Origin of the sequence: Arthrobacter gyeryongensis (assembly GCF_039543785.1) — a bacterium.
Classification (GTDB): Bacteria; Actinomycetota; Actinomycetes; order Actinomycetales; family Micrococcaceae; genus Arthrobacter; species Arthrobacter gyeryongensis.
Window position 1 is genome coordinate 35,827 of the sequence record NZ_BAABKK010000024.1, and the last position, 17,480, is coordinate 53,306.

Below are 17,480 nucleotides of genomic sequence, written 5' to 3' on the forward strand. Positions count from 1 at the left end.
GGTTTCTCTCACTGGTGCTAGCTACCGCTTTAGCTACTGGTTTAGCTTCCAGCCGACTATGCCAAGCAGGCATGCCGTGACGGCAGCCAGCGCGTATTTATCAAAAATCCAAAGTCCATTCTACCGGCAAAAAGCGCGCGCCTGCCCTCGCGTTCCTCAGGAGGCGAACTCGAGGACGTTCCGGGCGCGTTGCAGGGCCACAGCGGAGGAATAGATCAGCGAAGCGTCGGCCGCCAAGGCGACCCGCAGGTCCAAGGCCTTCGTAAACGATTCTGCAGCGGCGACGTGGTTGCCGGCCACAAAATAGGCCCGCCCCAAATACTGATGGACCACCGGTTCCTTGGCGGTTCCGTGGACTTCACCCAGAAGCTGGCGGAAGAGCTCCACGGCCCGGTCAAAGCGGTTGGTGGCACGGTGCAGTTCGGCCTCGAAGATCCGCAATTTGAACGACTCGGGATCGTTGTAGCGCGCCTCGGCCAACAACTCGGCGGCTTCTGCCGGGTGGCCTTCGAGCAGGAGGGCCATGATGCGGTCGGCGGGATCGTTGGACTCAGCCAGCGCCGACTGCATGGCTTCCTCGTTGACGATGGCCGGCAGGAGCGTGTCAGGGTTGGTGCGCACCCCGGGGAATCCGCCGGTGGGCCAATCGCTGATGCTGCTGAAGGTCTCGGTGGTCATGATGCGATCTCCTGGTAGGCAGCGAAGAGCAACGAGGTGTCCGGCACATCGAGGATTCCGGGCTTCGCGACGCCGTCGAGCACCACGAAGCGCAAGAGGTCTCCGCGGGATTTCTTGTCACGGCGCATGCCGTCGAGCAGGCCCTGCCAGCGGTCCCGGCGGTAGGTGACCGGCAACCCGAGTCCCTCCAGGATGGTGCGGTGCCTGTCGGCGTCGACGTCGGAAAGCCGGCCGACGCTGCGGGCGAGCTCCGCGGCAAACATCATGCCGACCGAAACCGCTGCGCCGTGCCGCCACGAGTAGCGTTCGACGAGTTCGATCGCGTGGCCGAGCGTGTGCCCGTAGTTGAGGATTTCACGCAGGCCGGATTCCTTGAGGTCCTCGGAAACCACCTTCGCTTTGACCGCGATGGCACGTTCAATGAGTTCGCGGAGCACCGCCGAACCTGGATCGATGACTTCCTCCGGCTTGTTTTCGACGAGTTCCAGGATGGCGGGATCGGCAATGAAGCCGCACTTGATGACCTCTGCCATTCCGGAGATCAGCTCATTCTTGGGCAGCGTCTGGAGGGTGTCCAGGTCCGCGAGGACAGCTGCGGGCGGGTGGAAGGAACCCACCAGGTTCTTGCCTTCTGCGGTATTGATGCCGGTCTTTCCGCCCACCGACGCGTCCACCATGCCGAGGAGGCTCGTGGGCATGTGGATGACCTTGACGCCGCGAAGCCAGGTGGCGGCGACGAAGCCGGCGAGGTCGGTGACCGCGCCGCCGCCGACCGCCACGATGGCGTCGGAGCGGGTGAAGTCGTTCTGGCCAAGCACTTGCCAGCAGAACGCGGCAACCTGGATGTGCTTGCCTTCTTCGGCGTCAGGGATCTCGGCGGTGAGGGCGGTGAATCCGGCAGCCTCGAGTTCGGCACGGACCGTATCGCCCGTGAGTCGCAGGGCACGCGGGTGGACGACGAGGACCCGCCTGACGCGTTCCCCCAGCTTCGCGGGAAGGGTCTCCAGGAGGCCGCGCCCGACGACGACGTCGTAGTTCTCGTTGGCGGACTGGCCAGTGACCTTGATGACAGTTGCTTCGTTACTCACTTTTGCACTTCCTCTTTCAAGGCCGCGTATTCACGCAGTCTTTCCTCCACGCGGAGGGCGATTTCCGCCACGGTCCCGGACCGGACGTCGACGGTGATGTCTGCAAGGCGTTCATAGACAGGACGCCGGGCGGCAAAAAGGGTCTCCCAGCGGGCCATGGCGTCGCCGGCCAGGAGTGGCCGGCCCGTGTTGCGGGCGATGCGCTCGGCGACTGTCTCAGCATCGCACTCGAGGTAGATCACGGTACAGTCGCCCAGCAGTTGCTGCGTGCCCGAATCGAGCACTGCGCCACCACCCAGCGAGACCACCGCACGGTTGATGTTCGCAGCGTCGACGGCGCGTGCCACCGTCCTGGCCTCGATCTCCCGGAATGCGTGTTCTCCGCGACCGGCGAAAATATCCGCAATCGTGCCGTGGTGCTCAACGATAACTGCGTCCGTGTCCACGAAAGGCACGCCCAATTGTTGGGCTAGTTGCTGGCCGATGACCGACTTGCCGACGGCCATTGGGCCAACCAAAACGATCGCGCGCCCGTAACCGGCGCCCGAGTTACCGCGGACCACTAGTGGCCGACCGAGTCCAGGGTTGCCGGGATGCTGTCCAGGTAACCCCGAAGGTTCCGGGCGGTCTCTGCGACCGAGTCACCGCCGAACTTCTCGGCAACGGCCTCAGCCAACACCAGGGCGACCATCGCTTCGGCCACGACACCCGCCGCCGGAACGGCACAGACGTCGGAGCGCTGGTGGTGTGCCTTAGCGGCTTCACCCGTGCTCACGTCGATGGTCTTCAACGCACGCGGGACGGTGGCGATGGGCTTCATGGCGGCGCGGACACGCAGGACTTCGCCGATGCTCATGCCGCCTTCGATGCCACCGGCACGGTTGGTCTTGCGGACGATCCGGCCGGTCTCGTCCTTGACGATTTCATCGTGCGCGGCGGAGCCACGGCGGGCCGCGGTCAGGAAGCCATCGCCGACTTCGACGCCCTTGATCGCCTGGATGCCCATCAGGGCAGCAGCCAGGCGGGAATCGAGGCGACGGTCCCAGTGCACGTAGCTACCGAGTCCCGGCGGAAGGCCGTAGGCGAGGACTTCGACCACGCCGCCGAGGGTCTCGCCTTCCTTGTGTGCTGCGTCAACCTCGGCCACCATGGCGTCCGAGGTCTCCCTGTCGAAGCAACGCAAAGGATCGGCATCGAGTGCCAGAACGTCGGACGGCAATGGCAGCGGACGGCCCTCGGGCACGGTCACGCTCGCGATGGACACGGTGTGGCTCACGAGCTCGATGCCAAGCTGCTTCAGGAATTGCGAAGCCACCGTACCCAAAGCGACACGCGTGGCGGTCTCCCGGGCGCTGGCGCGTTCCAGTACAGGGCGGGCCTCAGGGAATCCGTATTTCTGCATGCCAGTGAAATCCGCATGGCCGGGCCGCGGGCGGGTCAAGGGCGCGTTGCGGGCCTGGTCTGCGAGAAGCGCGGGGTCCACCGGGTCGGCAGACATGATCTGCTCCCATTTGGGCCACTCGGTGTTGCCGATCTGGATCGCGACGGGGCCGCCCTGCGTTACGCCGTGCCTGACGCCGCCAAGGATGCTCACTTCGTCCTGCTCGAACTTCATCCGGGCGCCGCGGCCATAGCCGAGACGGCGACGCGCCAAGGCGTCACGTATTTCCTCGCTGGTGAGTTCCACACCGGCGGGGACGCCTTCAACAATTCCGAGCAGTGCCGGGCCATGGGATTCACCGGCAGTCAACCAACGCAACATATATCCAATCCTGCCATGTAAGGCCCTTACTAGACCCGTCGGGGAAGCCCGACTGAGTCGCACATCACATCTATGACATCGGCGGTGACGTCGGCTCCGGAAAACAAACGGATTTGCTCCACGGCTTGATAGAGCAACATCTCGAGCCCCGGAACCACTATTCCGCCCCGCGAATGCCATGCTTCGGCAATGCGGCTGGGCCAAGGATCGTAGGCCACATCGAGCAGTACGCCTGTGCCGCCGTCGGGAAGCTGCTCGAGTTGCGCCGCGATGCCGTCCGCCGCCCGCGGCGGAAGCGTGGAGATCACCAGATCGGCTCCCGCCATGCCTCCAGCGGCTTCAGCCAGCGGCCGGAGGTGAATCGAAAGCCCGACGGCGGCTGCCGCGGCTTTCGCCTCGGCGGCGCGTCCGACGTCGCGCACAAAGACGTCAACGTGTTTCGAGCCGAGCTCCCGCAGTGCCGCGATAGCCGCCGCGGATGTTCCGCCGCCGCCAAGAACCGCGGAATTCGGCTGTTCCGTCACCCCTGCGTTCCTCACGGCTTCAACGATGCCGGCCACATCAGTGTTGTGGCCGACCCGCCGCACTCCGTTGCCCGTGTCCTCAAAAGCAACCGTGTTGATGACACCCAAGTACGCGCCGGCCCCGCGGACCTCGTCGACTTCTTCCACCATCGCCGTCTTGAGGGGCATGGTGACGGACAAACCGCACCAATCGTCGCCAGCCTCAAGGTCCGCCATGAAGGCCGGGAGCCGCTCAACGGTTACATCGATCGCCGAGTATTCGATGTCGAGCCCAAGCTTCGCGTAGGCCGCGCGGTGGAGCGCTGGTGACTTCGAATGGCTGATGGGGTGCCCCAGGACGGCAGCACGTCTACTCACACGCACCGTCCGGCGTTGGCCGCACACCACGCGTTGTATTGGTCAACGTACTTGAGGTGTTCCGCCAGCGTGCTGGAGAACTTGGTTTCCTTGGTGTCGAGGTTGATGGTCACCCAGTAAAGATAGTTGTTGGCCGTCGGTTTCGCGGCGGCATCGATCGCCGTCTTGCCGGGTGAACCGATGGGGCCGACCGGAAGGCCTACGTTGGCGTAGGTGTTGTAGGGGTTGCCCTTGTCAGCCTTCTGGGCATCGGTCAGGTGGAAGGTCTTGGTACCCAGGCCGTAGGTAACCGTGGCATCGGATTGGATGAGCCCGTTCGTCTCGGTGTTGCCCGGCTTGAGCCTGTTGTAGATGGCGCCGGCCACGTTGCCGTAGTCGGCCTGGCCACCTTCAGCCTGCACGATGCTTGCCACCGTGATGGCCTGGTACTGCTTGGTGGGATCGGTGACTCCCTGGGCCTTGAGCTCGTCGGTGGTGGCCGTGACGAGCTTCTGGAGGATGTCCTTGGCGGAGGTTCCAAGGGGGAAACGGTACTCCCCCGGTGCCAGGAAGCCTTCGAGGTTCTTTGCCGGGGCAGGGACGCCGAACTGGGACGGTGAGTCGCTGAGCGCCTTCAATTCGGACAAAGGTATGCCCGAACCCTTGGAGATCGCGTCAAGGGATTCACCGATGCGCAATCCTGCACTCAAAGCGAAATACATGACCTTGGACGAATCCTTGCCGAGGAGCACATTCACCGCATCGGAGTTCTTCATTTCCGTCTTGAAGGTGAAATCACCGGGTGAGAGTTCACCACCGGCGGCAGTGAAGGCCGCCACGAAGGAATCGGCGTCGGCAATGACGTGCTGGCTCTGAAGGTTGGTTGCAACCAGCTTGGGGCCGGAGCCGGGGGCCACAGTGACAGTGACCGAGCCGGTACCAGGGCCGGGGTAGTCGCTGACCTTGTCCATCCCGAGCAACGGCTTCAGGAACTGTGCCCCAATTGCAACCGCTGCGACGAACACCGTGAGGGTGATGAGGAGCGCCACAAAACGGCGGCGCCTGCGGACCTTCTTCGAGGGGACCTTTGGCGCAGGAGTCGCAGCTGCCATGAGGTCATGTGCGGCGTGCTCATCATGGACCTCGTAGTCGAACTGGGGATCGTGGTGAGCATAACCTTCGTCATGGGCCTGCAGCTCGTGGAACTCGTCAGCGTGTGCGACGTCGAAGCCGTGAACAGCGTCATCGTGCAAAGCATCGTGGTCGACGGCGTCAGGGTGCAGAGCGTCGTGCTCGACGGTGTGAGGCACGAGGTCGTCGGGGTGCGCCACGTCGTAGTGCTCGACGTCTGGTTGCACTGAGTCAGGGTGCTGCACCGTGTCCGGGTGCTGCCCTGTGTCATCGTGGTGCAGAAGGTCGTCATGCGAAGCGTCGTGCTGCTCCTGCACAGCCTCTTCGGGCTGGACCGTTTCGCGGTGGATACCGTCGTCGCGGAGGTCAGCGGCGTGCGTGGTCGCTTCCGGGGCCTCCTGTGCGTAATCCGGGACATATGCCGGCTGCGGCTTAGGGACTGGGACAGGTTCAAAGTGGACAGGCACAGGTGGTGGCAAGACCTCCTGGTTCTGCGTCTCCAGGAAGCGTTCCCTGGCACGGACTTCACGACGAGTCAGGGGCCGGGTACGGCCTTCTGATGCGTCGTTGGAGGGGTCGTTGTTGACCGGGCTCACAATTGTCTTCCCCTCGTTGGAGAGTGTGGATCAATGCCGGAGGCCGGCAGCGGCGTACTGGCACCGTCAATGTGTTGGGGTGGCATCGGCGCCTGCACGCGCCTGCCCACATCCGCACCTCTGGCTTTTTGCATGTCGATCGCGTGCTGCAGAATTCCGGCAGCGGCAACCTGATCCACCACTTTACGATGATCTTTGCTGCTCATGCCAGCTTCATGGAGATTGCGGTGGGCCGTCACGGTGCTGAGCCGCTCGTCCACCATGTTGACTGGAACGTTGAGTCCGCGGCGTTGCAAGTGGGCTGCCAGCAACTCCGCGTAGTCGGTGGCCATGACGGCAGAAGCGTGTTCCTCGCCCTTCATCGTGCGGGGCAGCCCGACGAAAATCTGGACGACGCCGAGCTCCGCGACCTGCCGGACAATGACCCCGATATCGGAATTCTTCTTGGCATCCCGGCTCACCGTCTTGAACGGCGTAGCCAGGATCCCGTCCGGATCGCAAATGGCAACTCCCACACGGACGGTGCCGACGTCCACCCCCAGTTTGATGCCCCGGGGGTAGTCGTCGTTGCTCGCAATGGCCTCCAAAATCAGCGCTTGGCGATCGCGTCCACAACGGCCGCAAGGGCCGGTGCGATCTTCGCGGCGTCGGTTCCGCCGCCTTGCGCGACGTCGTCCTTGCCGCCGCCGCCGCCGCCGAGGATTCCCGCAGCCACGCGGACGAGGGCGCCTGCCTTGACGCCCGCTTCTCGCGCGGCCTCGTTGGTGGCCACGATGATGACGGGACGGTCGTTGCTGACACCGGCCACGGCAACAGTGGAAGCGTCGGAGCCGAGCCGGTTCCGCAGGTCCATGGCGAGGCTGCGGAGGTCGTCCGCTCCCCCGACCTGGCCGGCGTCGTGCGCCACTACCTGGACGCCTGCGGCATCCCGGGCCGTGGCAACGAGGCTAGCGGCGGCTGCCGTCAGCTGCTCCTTGCGGAGGCGGTCGAGTTCCTTTTCCGTCGCCTTGAGCTTGGCCAAGGTGCTGGAGATCCGGTCAGCCAACTGGCCTGACGGGACTTTGAGCATTTCCGTGAGCTCGGTGACCAAGGCACGCTCGGCGGCGAGGTGTCGGAAGGCGTCGAGGCCGACGAAGGCTTCCACGCGGCGGTTTCCCGAACCGACGGACTGTTCGCCGAGGAGCGACAGGCTACCGATGAGGGAAGTGTTGGCCACATGAGTGCCACCACAGAGTTCGCGGGACCACGCGCCGTCGATCTCCACAACGCGGACTTCGCTGCCGTAGTTCTCGCCGAAGAGCGCCATGGCGCCGAGGGCCTTCGCTTCAGCGAGCCCCATCACCTTGGTGTCCACCCGGAAGTTGTTGCGGATGGCGATGTTCGAGACCTCTTCGATCTCGGACTTTGTGGCGGCACTCAGACCTTCTCCCCAGGCAAAGTCGAAGCGCAGGTAGCCGGCCTTGTTGAAGGAACCACGCTGGGTGGCTTCCGGGCCGAGGATCTGGTGCAGCGCAGCGTGCACGATGTGCGTGCCCGTGTGGGCCTGCTCTGCGGCGTGGCGGCGTTCGCGGTCGACGGCGGCGCGCACCAAAGCGTCCGAGGCGATCTCGCCTTCGCGGACGATCGCCTTGTGGACACTCAGGCCCTTCACGGGGCGCTGGACGTCGAGGACCTCTACGACGAAGCCGTCACCGGTGATGAGGCCCTTGTCGGCCGACTGGCCGCCAGCCTCGGCGTAAAACGGCGTCTCGTTGAGCACGAGCTCGATTTCGTCACCCGTGGAGGCGTGGGCAACACGCCGGCCGGAGCTGACGATGCCGCGGACACGGGCTTCGCCCTCCAGCTCGGTGTAGCCCGTGAAGACGGTCTCGCCCTCGGCCAGGAGTTCCTGGAAGGCCGAGACATCGGCGTGTCCGCCCTTTTTGGACTTGGCATCCGCCTGGGCACGCTGACGCTGTTCGAGCATGAGGCTGCGGAACTCGGCTTCGTCGACCTTCAAGCCGGCTTCCTCTGCCATTTCGAGGGTGAGATCGATCGGGAACCCGTAGGTGTCGTGCAGGGCGAAGGCATCTTCGCCGGACAGCGGCTTGCCGGCAGCCTTGGAGAGCACCACGGCTTCTTCCAGGCGCGCCGTGCCGGAAGCGATGGTTCGCAGGAAGGCTCGTTCTTCGGCATAGGCAATGCGGCTGATGCGGTCGAAGTCGGATTCCACGACGGGGTAGACGCCCTTCATGGCGTCGCGGGAAGCCGGAAGCAATTGCGGGAGGCAAGCTTCTTCGACTCCGAGGAGCCGCATGGCGCGGACGGCACGGCGGATGAGCCGACGCAGGACGTAACCGCGGCCTTCGTTTGACGGGGACACGCCGTCGGAGATCAGCATGAGGGCAGAGCGGATGTGGTCGGCAACGACGCGCATCCGGACGTCGTCCGTGTGGTGCGGGTCTTGCGGGGACTCGGCAGAGGTGTACTCCTTGCCGGACAGGGCTGCGGCCTTGTCGATGACGGGACGGACCTGGTCCGTTTCGTACATGTTTTCGACACCCTGCAGGATCATCGCGAGGCGCTCCATGCCGAGGCCGGTGTCGATGTTCTTCTTGGGCAGCTCGCCGGCGATGTCGAAGTCCACCTTTGAGCGGACGTTCTCGATCTGGTACTGCATGAACACGAGGTTCCAGATTTCGACATAGCGGTTTTCGTCCGCGATGGGACCGCCTTCGGCGCCATAGGCGGGTCCGCGGTCGTAGTAGATCTCCGAGCACGGGCCGGCAGGACCCGGTTGCCCGGTGGACCAGTAGTTGTCCGCCTTCCCCATCCTCTGGATCCGCGAAGCCGGGATACCGGTGTTCTTGAGCCACAGGTCCTGGGCTTCGTCGTCTTCTTCGTAGACGGTCACCCAAAGGCGCTCAACGTCCAGTCCGTAGCCGCCGTCGTCGACGCTCTTGGTCAGCAGTTCGAAAGCGAACTTGATGGCGTCTTCCTTGAAGTAGTCCCCGAAGGAGAAGTTTCCGCACATCTGGAAGAACGTCCCGTGGCGGGCGGTCTTGCCCACTTCCTCGATGTCGCCGGTGCGGATGCACTTCTGGACGCTCGTGGCGCGGTCGAAGGGCGGTTCCTCGCGGGCGGTGAGGTAAGGAATGAACGGAACCATGCCGGCCACAGTGAAGAGCAGGGAAGGGTCGCTGGATACGAGCGATGCTGAGGGGACGGCGGTATGGCCCTTGCTGACAAAAAAGTCCACCCAGCGTTTGGTGATCTCCTGCGACTTCATTAGCTGATTACTTACCCTTCTCAATTCACTGCACATGAGTTTGTGCGCGGTTCTGGCATATGCCATTGCCGCAGCTTCTAATTCTGCCTTGTTGACGGCCGCTTGGGCGAACCGCCGCAAGTTGTACCGCGGCTGCTACTGGCCGCCGGCGTCGGACTCTGAGATGCCGAGCGCGGCCCTGAGGTCGACTTCGCGTTCATTCATTCCGGCGCGCACGGCGTCGGCGAAGTCGTACACGCCGTCGGCCAGTCGCGCTACGGCGCGGTTCAGGCCTTCGGGGCCGATAGCGGCCTGCGCTTGGGTGATCTTGCGGAAGGCGATGACTCCGATTGCCACGCCGATCCCCATCCAGACAATTCTTTTCACAGTTTTCCTGACATACGAAGGTCGTGACTTACGAACGGATTCAGCGGCTGCGGCGGCCACTGCTCGACTTGCGGCGGGCGGCAAAAGCCGAGCGCACTCCATAGCTGAACGCTGCCACCTTGATGAGCGGCGAACCGACTGTCGCGGCGACCAGTGAGGACAAAGCAGAGATGTTTGCGGAGGCGTCGGAAACGTTGGAGGTGATGCCATCCACCTTCTTAAGCTGCTGGTTTGTGGTGGAAACCGTCGCCGTGACTTCGTCCATCAGGGGCGTTGCTCCGTCGCTCAGGGAGCGGATGGAGGTGCGGACTTCATCGAAGACCCGCCCGAGTTTGAGGATCGGCACAGCCAACAGCACCACAAGGAGCGCGAAAACTCCGGCTGCGATCAGGCCTGCAATATCGCCACCAGTCATGGACACTCATCTCCTAGCATTTGTTGCGTTGCCATCGGTGTGCGGCGTGGTTCTACACAGGCACCCTCGGCGTGGCTTCCCCAAGTACCTTACATACAAAGAAGCCCGCGGCGCGTGCCACGGGCTTCTTTGTATCTGCCTGCTGGAATTTAGCGAGCGTAGAATTCGACCACGAGCTGCTCTTCGCAGGTCACGGGGACCTCGGAGCGCTTCGGGCGACGAACCAGGCGTGCCTGCAGGGCGTCGATCTTGACGTCCAGGTAAGCCGGAACGACGTTCAGAACGTGTGCGCCGGCAGCTGCAACCTGGAACGGAGCCATGACTTCGCTGCGGCTGTGAACGTGGATGAGCTGGCCTTCGGCAACGCGGAACGACGGGCGGTCCACGCGGATACCGTCAACGAGGATGTGGCGGTGCACAACCAGCTGGCGGGCCTGGGCGATGGTGCGGGCGAAGCCGGCACGCAGCACGAGGGCGTCGAGACGCATTTCGAGCAGTTCGATCAGGTTTTCACCGGTCAGGCCCTTGGTGCGACGTGCTTCTTCGAAGGCACGGGTCATCTGGGCTTCGCGGATGCCGTACTGGGCGCGCAGACGCTGCTTTTCGCGCAGACGTACAGCGTAGTCAGAGTCCTGCTTCTTGCGGGCACGGCCATGCTCACCGGGGCCGTACGGACGGCGCTCCATGTACTTGGCGGCCTTGGGAGTCAGAGCGATGCCGAGTGCACGCGAAAGGCGTGCGGTACGGCGAGCACGAGTGTTGTTAGCCACTTGTGTCCTTCCAATATCTGCGGTGTGTCAGTGTTACTGGCCTCCATGAGGGAGAGCATCGGCCAACCGCTGCCTTTTGCTACGGGGCGCAGGGCACAGCATCAAAACCTGGATTTTGATGGATTGTGCGCCCGAGCCTTGCCAGACAAGCATCCAGCCTACCATGACGCCTACTCGCCCCGGATGATCCTGCGCAGCCGCTCGAGCCTGGGAGCAATATCCCGTTCGGCACCGTTCGCCGTCGGCTGGTAGTAGTCCCTGCCGACCAGATCATCAGGAGCGTACTGCTGGGTGGCCACGCCGTGCGGGGCATCGTGGGCGTACTTGTAGCCTTGGCCGTGGCCAAGGCCCTTCGCTCCTTGGTAGTGCGCGTCCCGCAGGTGCGCCGGAATCCCGTTCCCCATCCCCGCACGCACATCGGCGATTGCCTTGTTGATGCCCATATAGGCGGCGTTGGACTTGGGCGCCGTCGCCAAATGCACCACGGCTTCGGCGAGGATGATCCGGCCCTCGGGCATGCCGATCAACTGTACTGCCTGGGCCGCGGCGACGGCGGTCTGCAGCGCCGTCGGATCCGCCATGCCGATGTCTTCGGCAGCCGAAATGACGATCCGGCGGGCCACGAAGCGCGGGTCTTCTCCGGCTTCGAGCATGCGGGCCAGGTAGTGGAGGGCCGCGTCGACGTCTGAGCCGCGGATCGACTTGATGAACGCACTGGCGACGTCATAGTGCTGGTCGCCCGCGCGGTCGTATCGGACCGCCGCCACATCAAGGGCCCGCTCCGTATGCCGGAGTTCGACGACGACCGGCGCGTCCGGGGCGCCGTCACCCGCGAGCCCCGGCTCTTCGGAAGGGTCGCCGCCGTCGTTGTTCCGGTCTCCGTAGGCGACGCCGGCAGCGGCCTCGAGCGCGGTGAGCGCGCGGCGGGCATCTCCCCCGGACAAGCGGACCAAATGATCGAGGGCTTCGGGAGTGAGCTCCACTCCCCCTGCCAGGCCGCGCGCATCGGCAACGGCCCGTTGGAGGAGCGCTTCGATGTCGCTGTCGGTGAGCGGCTTCAGGGTGAGCAACAGGGATCGGGAGAGCAGCGGCGAGACCACCGAGAACGAAGGGTTTTCGGTGGTCGCGGCGACCAGGACCACCCATCGGTTTTCGACGCCGGGAAGCAGGGCGTCCTGTTGGGCCTTGTTGAAGCGGTGGATCTCGTCAAGGAACAGCACGGTGGTGGTCCGGTAGAGATCCCGGGCGGTCAAGGCGTTTTCCATGACGAGGCGGACATCCTTGACGCCCGCGGTAATGGCGGACAATTCAACGAACTTCCGGCCCGGTCCGCGGGCGATGACATGCGCCAGCGTCGTCTTGCCCGTGCCCGGGGGTCCCCACAAGATGACCGAGCTCGGACCGGCAGGGCCGACTGCGTCGGCCCCCGCGGCAAGCTGCCGCAGAGGGGACCCCTGGCCCAGCAAATGCTGCTGGCCCACGACGTCGTCGAGCGTCCGGGGCCTCATGCGGACCGCCAAAGGGCTCCGCGGCGACGCGGCACGTCCTGTGCCCGCACGTCCCGTCCCGGAACGGTCCGAATCCGCCGCCTGGCTACCGGCGTCGTCGTCGTTGTCCGAGTCGGCACCAAAGAGATCATCCACATGGATAGGCTACTCATGATTCCAGTTAAGGAGACATCGACGTGGAGACCCGGCCATCCGGCCCCAACGAAAAGCAGCCGTGCGGGGCGGGGCGCACCGCTTTCATCCCCGGTCCGAGGTTGGCCGGCTGGGTGGACCGCTTCGCCGCGAGCCATGGCGCGGTTCAGGAGGAGCCCGACGACGGCGGTACCCTCCTGAAGGCGGCTGACGGCGCCCGGGCACTCTTGAGAGCCCCGTGGCCCGTCGATGGAAGGCCCGGCAGGGGCGCTACCACGGTTGAGCGCTTGGCGTCGCTCGCTTCGCAGGAACGGCGGCTCGGAATCATCCTGGTGCGTCGGGGCGGCTACGCGGTGGGGGTCGTGAGCGGCGGCAAGGTGGCCGCATCCAAATCGGGTTCCCGTTACGTGCAGTCTCGCTCGGCAGCAGGTGGATCATCGCAGCAGCGCTTCGCCCGGCGTCGCGAGAATCAGGCCAATGCGCTGACGGAAGCCGTGGCCGGTTATGCCGCAGCTGTGTTCGCCGGACACAGCATTGAATATCTCGTCCTGGGCGGAGACGCCGCGCTGTCCGCGGCGGTCCTGGAAGAAAAGGCGTTAAAGGAATACGCGTCGCGGACAAGGCTCGCGTTCCTGGCAGTTGCCGACCCCAACGCAACCGTGCTACGCAGGGCTGCGGCGGATGCGTGTGCCGTGCGGATCGAGGTTACTGATCCGCTGTAGAGGCGTGTAGCGCCAACTAGCAGCCTGACAACGCCCGCTGCGGCCGGGCCTGCCGGTAGAGATACCTGCCGTGCTCTGCGAAGCCGGCGCCCTCATAGAGGGCCCGGGCGCCGGTATTCGAGGCCATTACCAGTAGCCAGAACTCCGACACGGCCCGGTGACTGCCAGCCGTAAGAAGGGCGTCAAGCACCCGCTGGCCGAAGCCACTGCGACGGTGTCCGGCCTTGGTTGCCATGCAGTAGATGCCTCCCTTGCCGTCCACCAGGGCGAGGCGCCCGACGGCGGCTGGGGCGCCGTCGTCGTCCCTCACGAGGGCGTGGACCGAGGGGCACGACGAAAGGATGCTCCGCGCGATCTCCAGCTCCGCGTCGCCGCCACGTCCGTCAACCGACCACCACAGCCGGAGCCACTCTTCGGAAGCCTCTTCGGAGATCTCGACGTCGGTCGAAAGGTCACCCAGCCGGGTAGCTGGAAGGATGCCGCCCCGGCGGACCATGATGAGGGTCTCGGACTGCCGGGTGAATCGCTGCGCATCGAGCACTGCGTTGAGGCCCGCGCTCCGTTCGTCGTCGAAGACCTGGAGGATCAGCGGCAGGCGCCGGGAGCGGTACCACTGCGTGGCGGCCCGTACTGCCGACTCGTGGTCACTGGCCTGTTCCCTGGGCCAGACCGAGTTCGCCCGCTGCGTGACACCGCCGGCGGCCCGCATGACCCATCCCCCGGCGTCCTCACGGTGCGGAGCGGGCCATGCCCGGTCCATGAGCTCCTCGATCGATGTAAGGCTCATTTCCTGTGCCACGCGTCCTCCTCAAATTCAGTCGCCGTCATGCTACGCCGGAGGCCCCCGCAATGTGCGAGGGCCTCCGGGCTACTGCTGCGGTTTCCAGCTACTCCGGCTTGGCTGCCGGCGCTGCCTGCGCCTTGGCCTCAGGCTTGAAGTCAACTCCGGCTTCCTTGCGCTGCTGTGCCGTGATGGGCGCAGGAGCAGCGGTCAGGGGGTCATAGCCGCCGCCGGACTTCGGGAAAGCGATGACGTCGCGGATCGAGTCCACGCCCGCCAGCAGGGCAACGACGCGGTCCCAACCGAAGGCCATGCCGCCGTGGGGAGGTGCGCCGTACTTGAATCCCTCAAGGAGGAAGCCGAACTTGGTCTGCGCGTCTTCCTTGTCCAGGCCCATGAGCTCGAAAACGCGCTCCTGGACATCGGCCTCGTGGATACGGATGGATCCGCCGCCGATTTCGTTGCCGTTGCACACGATGTCGTAGGCGTAAGACAGCGCCGCTTCCGGGTCCTTGTCAAAGGAGTCCAGGAACTCGGGCTTCGGAGAGGTGAAGGCGTGGTGGAGGGCCGTCCACTGTCCGCCACCCACCGCGACGTCACCCGAGGCGACGGCTGCGGCTGCGGGTTCGAACATCGGCGCGTCGACGATCCAGACGAAAGCCCAGTCCTTGGGATCGATCAGGCCGGTGCGGTGTCCGATCTCGACGCGGGCAGCACCCAGCAGGGCGCGGGACGGGGACTTCTCGCCAGCGGCGAAGAAAATGCAGTCGCCGGGCTTTGCGCCCACGGCGTCGGCCAGGCCGGCCCGCTCGGTGTCCGTGAGGTTCTTGGCAACGGGGCCCGTGAGCTCGCCGTCCTCCTTGAACAGCACGTACGCAAGACCCTTGGCGCCACGCTGCTTGGCCCACTCCTGCCAGGCATCCAGCGCGCGGCGGGCCTGCGAGGCTCCGCCGGGCATGACGACGGCGCCGACGTAGGGCGCCTTGAAGACGCCGAAGTTCGTGTCCTTGAAGAACTCCGTCAACTCGGTGAGCTCAAGGCCGAAGCGCAGGTCCGGTTTGTCGGAGCCGTACTTGGCCATGGCCTCGTGGTAGGTCATGCGGCGGATCGGCGTCGGGATCTCGACGTCGATCAGCTGCCATAGTGCCTTGACGATGCTTTCGCCGAGCTCAATGACGTCGTCCTGGTCAACGAAGCTGGCTTCGATGTCGAGCTGGGTGAATTCCGGCTGGCGGTCCGCACGGAAGTCCTCGTCGCGGTAGCAACGGGCGATCTGGTAGTACTTTTCGAAACCGCCGACCTGGAGCAGCTGCTTGAAAAGCTGCGGCGACTGCGGAAGCGCGTACCAGGAACCCGGGGCCAGACGCGCCGGAACAACGAAGTCACGGGCGCCTTCCGGCGTCGAACGCGTCAGCGTGGGAGTCTCGATCTCAACGTAACCCTGCTGGTGAAGCAGTTCGCGGGCCACGCGGTTCGCTTCGGAACGCAGGCGCAGGTTCCGGGCGGGACCGGGGCGGCGCAGGTCAAGGTAGCGGTGCTTGAGGCGTGCTTCCTCACCGACCTCGACGTGCTCGTCGATCTGGAACGGCAGGGGGTCCGAGGTGTTAAGGATCACCACTTTCTCGGCGATGACCTCGATCTCGCCCGTGGCGAGGTGCGGGTTCTCGTTGCCCTCGGGACGCTTGCTCACGGTGCCCACGATCTGCAGCACATATTCGTTGCGCAGGCCGTGGAAGACCTCTTCCTCGCGGACAACCACCTGGGCGACACCGGACGCGTCACGCAGATCGACGAAGGCCACGCCACCGTGATCTCGGCGGCGGCCTACCCAGCCTGCCAGGGTGACGGTCTGTCCAATGTGCTCGGAACGCAAGGATCCGAGGTCATGTGTGCGCAGCACAGCATTCCTTTCAACATGATTTTCAGGATCATGACAAAACGATCCCGTTCGAGTTTACCCGTATGAACGAAGCGTGGCCCCACCGGGCGCGGCCCGCTCCCGCCCGGGGCCCGCGGGCTTTTGCCTTGAGGCGCCGGTTCGTGGCTAGCGCGTGGTGATGCGGACGTGGAGATCCTCGGGTGACGGCTCCCAGCTGGCCGGATCCGCGTCGACTTGCTCTCCGGTGCGGATGTCCTTCACTTGGTGCTTGCCGTCGTCGTCCGTGAACCAGACGAAAGGAATGCCGCGCCGGTCGGCGAATTTGATCTGCTTGCCGAACTTCTCGGCCTTCGCCGCGACTTCCGTAGCGATCCCCCGCCCGCGGAGTTGGGCCGCCACATCCTGGGCGGCAGACCAGCTGTCGTCGTTGTTCAGCGCCACGAGGACTGCCGTGGGAACCAAGCGCGACGCCGTCGCGAATTCCTGGCTCAGGATGCGGGAAACCAGGCGGGTCACCCCGATCGAGAGGCCGACGCCGGGGAACTTGCGGTTGCCCTTGCTGGCGAGGGCGTCGTAGCGGCCTCCCGAGCAAATGGAACCGAGCTGCTCGTGGCCCACCAGGACGGTTTCGACGACGGTACCGGTGTAGTAGTCCAGGCCCCGGGCGATGCTGAGGTCGGCAACAACCTTGCCTGGGGCGCGCTGCACGGCAGCATCGATCACTTGTTCCAGCTCGCTGAGGCCCTCTTCAAGAAGCTCGTCCGAGACGCCAAGGGCACGCACCTGCGCCACGAAGGACGTGTCCTCCGTGCGGATGCTGGCGAGCTTCAAGGCAAGCGCTGCCTGCTCATCCGTGGCGCCAAGCTCGCTCCTGAGCAATTCGGCAACTTTCGCTTCGCCGATCTTCTCGAGCTTGTCGATGCTGCGAAGCACGCCGGCAGTGTCGGTGAGGCCGATACCGCGGTAGAAGCCCTCGGCCAGCTTGCGGTTGTTGATGCGCAGGCGGAAGTCCGGAATGGGAAGGGCGCTCAACGCTTCCGCAATGACGAGGGCAATCTCGACGTCGTAGCGGAAAGGTAGCTCGCCGTCGCCCACGACGTCGATGTCCGCCTGCGTGAACTCGCGCGCGCGGCCTTCCTGCGGACGCTCCCCCCGCCACACTTTCTGGATCTGGTAGCGGCGGAACGGGAAGGCGAGGTAGCCGGCGTTTTCGACGACATAGCGGGCAAACGGCACCGTGAGGTCGAAGTGGAGGGCCAGGGCGTTCGGATCTGCCTTGTCCGACTTTCCGCCCTCGCCACCGGCGGCGTCCTCGTCTTCCTGCAGGCGGCTGAGGCCGTACACCTCTTTGTCGATCTCGCCCTTGCGCAGGAGCTGGCCGACTGTCTCCACAGCGCGGGTCTCGATCGAAGAAAAACCGTGAAGTTCGAAGGTCTTGCGCAACGTGTCCAGGACATGCAGTTCCACCAACCGCTCCTGGGGAAGCCACTCGGGGAATCCGGACAGGGAGGCGGTACGGGCCAT

General features: G+C 64.9%; 16 protein-coding genes. 1 reads left to right on the top strand and 15 read right to left on the bottom strand.

Annotation, left to right across the window (positions count from 1 at the left end):
* Nucleotides 1-156 precede the first annotated feature (156 nt).
* The 12 genes from ABEA18_RS15920 to ABEA18_RS15975 form a co-directional block, all read right to left on the bottom strand.
* Complete coding sequence (locus ABEA18_RS15920; RefSeq protein WP_345450618.1) at nucleotides 157-678, bottom strand: tetratricopeptide repeat protein; 522 nt, start codon at nucleotides 676-678, stop codon at nucleotides 157-159.
* A complete protein-coding gene (gene aroB / locus ABEA18_RS15925) occupies nucleotides 675-1,766 on the bottom strand; it encodes a 3-dehydroquinate synthase (RefSeq protein WP_345450620.1) in 1,092 nt (363 codons plus the stop codon). Before aroB ends, ABEA18_RS15920 begins: the two co-directional genes overlap by 4 nt.
* On the bottom strand, nucleotides 1,763-2,329 hold the full coding sequence (locus tag ABEA18_RS15930) for a shikimate kinase (protein WP_345450622.1): 567 nt from the start codon (nucleotides 2,327-2,329) through the stop codon (nucleotides 1,763-1,765). The genes aroB and ABEA18_RS15930 overlap by 4 nt, the downstream gene beginning before the upstream one ends.
* Nucleotides 2,329-3,528, bottom strand: a complete 1,200-nt coding sequence (aroC, locus tag ABEA18_RS15935) for a chorismate synthase (RefSeq protein WP_345450624.1) — start codon at nucleotides 3,526-3,528, stop codon at nucleotides 2,329-2,331. Before aroC ends, ABEA18_RS15930 begins: the two co-directional genes overlap by 1 nt.
* 29 nt (nucleotides 3,529-3,557) lie before the next feature.
* Nucleotides 3,558-4,409, bottom strand: a complete 852-nt coding sequence (locus ABEA18_RS15940) for a shikimate dehydrogenase (protein ID WP_345450626.1) — start codon at nucleotides 4,407-4,409, stop codon at nucleotides 3,558-3,560.
* Nucleotides 4,406-6,115: an endolytic transglycosylase MltG gene (mltG, locus tag ABEA18_RS15945; RefSeq protein WP_345450630.1), complete on the bottom strand. Its 1,710-nt coding sequence runs from the start codon at nucleotides 6,113-6,115 to the stop codon at nucleotides 4,406-4,408. The genes ABEA18_RS15940 and mltG overlap by 4 nt, the downstream gene beginning before the upstream one ends.
* Nucleotides 6,112-6,702, bottom strand: coding sequence for a Holliday junction resolvase RuvX (ruvX, locus tag ABEA18_RS15950; protein WP_345450632.1), 591 nt, complete (start codon nucleotides 6,700-6,702; stop codon nucleotides 6,112-6,114). The genes mltG and ruvX overlap by 4 nt, the downstream gene beginning before the upstream one ends.
* A gap of 2 nt (nucleotides 6,703-6,704) precedes the next feature.
* Nucleotides 6,705-9,383 (bottom strand): alanine--tRNA ligase, encoded by a 2,679-nt coding sequence (gene alaS, locus ABEA18_RS15955; protein ID WP_345450634.1) that lies wholly within the window; start codon nucleotides 9,381-9,383, stop codon nucleotides 6,705-6,707.
* A gap of 135 nt (nucleotides 9,384-9,518) precedes the next feature.
* Entirely contained in the window at nucleotides 9,519-9,731 is a 213-nt protein-coding gene (locus tag ABEA18_RS15960) for a hypothetical protein (RefSeq protein ID WP_345451191.1), read from the bottom strand.
* Between the two features lie 58 nt (nucleotides 9,732-9,789).
* A complete protein-coding gene (locus ABEA18_RS15965) occupies nucleotides 9,790-10,164 on the bottom strand; it encodes a DUF948 domain-containing protein (RefSeq protein ID WP_345450636.1) in 375 nt (124 codons plus the stop codon).
* A 149-nt stretch (nucleotides 10,165-10,313) separates the two neighbouring features.
* Nucleotides 10,314-10,934 (bottom strand): 30S ribosomal protein S4, encoded by a 621-nt coding sequence (rpsD, locus tag ABEA18_RS15970; RefSeq protein ID WP_028267147.1) that lies wholly within the window; start codon nucleotides 10,932-10,934, stop codon nucleotides 10,314-10,316.
* Nucleotides 10,935-11,104: 170 nt separating this feature from the next.
* A complete protein-coding gene (locus ABEA18_RS15975) occupies nucleotides 11,105-12,577 on the bottom strand; it encodes a replication-associated recombination protein A (protein ID WP_345450639.1) in 1,473 nt (490 codons plus the stop codon).
* 41 nt (nucleotides 12,578-12,618) lie between these two features.
* On the opposite strand from ABEA18_RS15975, the gene ABEA18_RS15980 reads away from it, so the two are divergent.
* Nucleotides 12,619-13,296, top strand: a complete 678-nt coding sequence (locus ABEA18_RS15980) for an acVLRF1 family peptidyl-tRNA hydrolase (protein ID WP_345450641.1) — start codon at nucleotides 12,619-12,621, stop codon at nucleotides 13,294-13,296.
* A 16-nt stretch (nucleotides 13,297-13,312) separates the two neighbouring features.
* On the opposite strand, the gene ABEA18_RS15985 is transcribed toward ABEA18_RS15980, so the two are convergent.
* The 3 genes from ABEA18_RS15985 to hisS form a co-directional block, all read right to left on the bottom strand.
* Nucleotides 13,313-14,083 carry a GNAT family N-acetyltransferase gene (locus ABEA18_RS15985; protein ID WP_345451193.1) on the bottom strand — a complete coding sequence of 257 codons (771 nt, stop codon included), beginning with the start codon at nucleotides 14,081-14,083 and terminating at the stop codon, nucleotides 13,313-13,315.
* A gap of 100 nt (nucleotides 14,084-14,183) precedes the next feature.
* Nucleotides 14,184-15,977 carry an aspartate--tRNA ligase gene (aspS, locus tag ABEA18_RS15990; protein WP_345450643.1) on the bottom strand — a complete coding sequence of 598 codons (1,794 nt, stop codon included), beginning with the start codon at nucleotides 15,975-15,977 and terminating at the stop codon, nucleotides 14,184-14,186.
* 144 nt (nucleotides 15,978-16,121) lie between these two features.
* The gene (gene hisS / locus ABEA18_RS15995) at nucleotides 16,122-17,480 is read right to left on the bottom strand and encodes a histidine--tRNA ligase (protein WP_345450645.1); all 1,359 of its coding nucleotides are present in this window, start codon (nucleotides 17,478-17,480) and stop codon (nucleotides 16,122-16,124) included.

What these genes read in the sequence shown, in the direction of transcription:
- ABEA18_RS15920 (WP_345450618.1), bottom strand. Translation starts at nt 678, where the DNA reads ATGACCACCGAGACCTTCAGCAGCATCAGCGATTGGCCCACCGGCGGA.
- aroC (WP_345450624.1), bottom strand. Translation starts at nt 3,528, where the DNA reads ATGTTGCGTTGGTTGACTGCCGGTGAATCCCATGGCCCGGCACTGCTC.
- alaS (WP_345450634.1), bottom strand. Translation starts at nt 9,383, where the DNA reads ATGAAGTCGCAGGAGATCACCAAACGCTGGGTGGACTTTTTTGTCAGC.
- ABEA18_RS15960 (WP_345451191.1), bottom strand. Translation starts at nt 9,731, where the DNA reads ATGGGGATCGGCGTGGCAATCGGAGTCATCGCCTTCCGCAAGATCACC.
- ABEA18_RS15965 (WP_345450636.1), bottom strand. Translation starts at nt 10,164, where the DNA reads ATGACTGGTGGCGATATTGCAGGCCTGATCGCAGCCGGAGTTTTCGCG.
- ABEA18_RS15985 (WP_345451193.1), bottom strand. Translation starts at nt 14,083, where the DNA reads ATGAGCCTTACATCGATCGAGGAGCTCATGGACCGGGCATGGCCCGCT.
- hisS (WP_345450645.1), bottom strand. Translation starts at nt 17,480, where the DNA reads ATGGCCCGTACCGCCTCCCTGTCCGGATTCCCCGAGTGGCTTCCCCAG.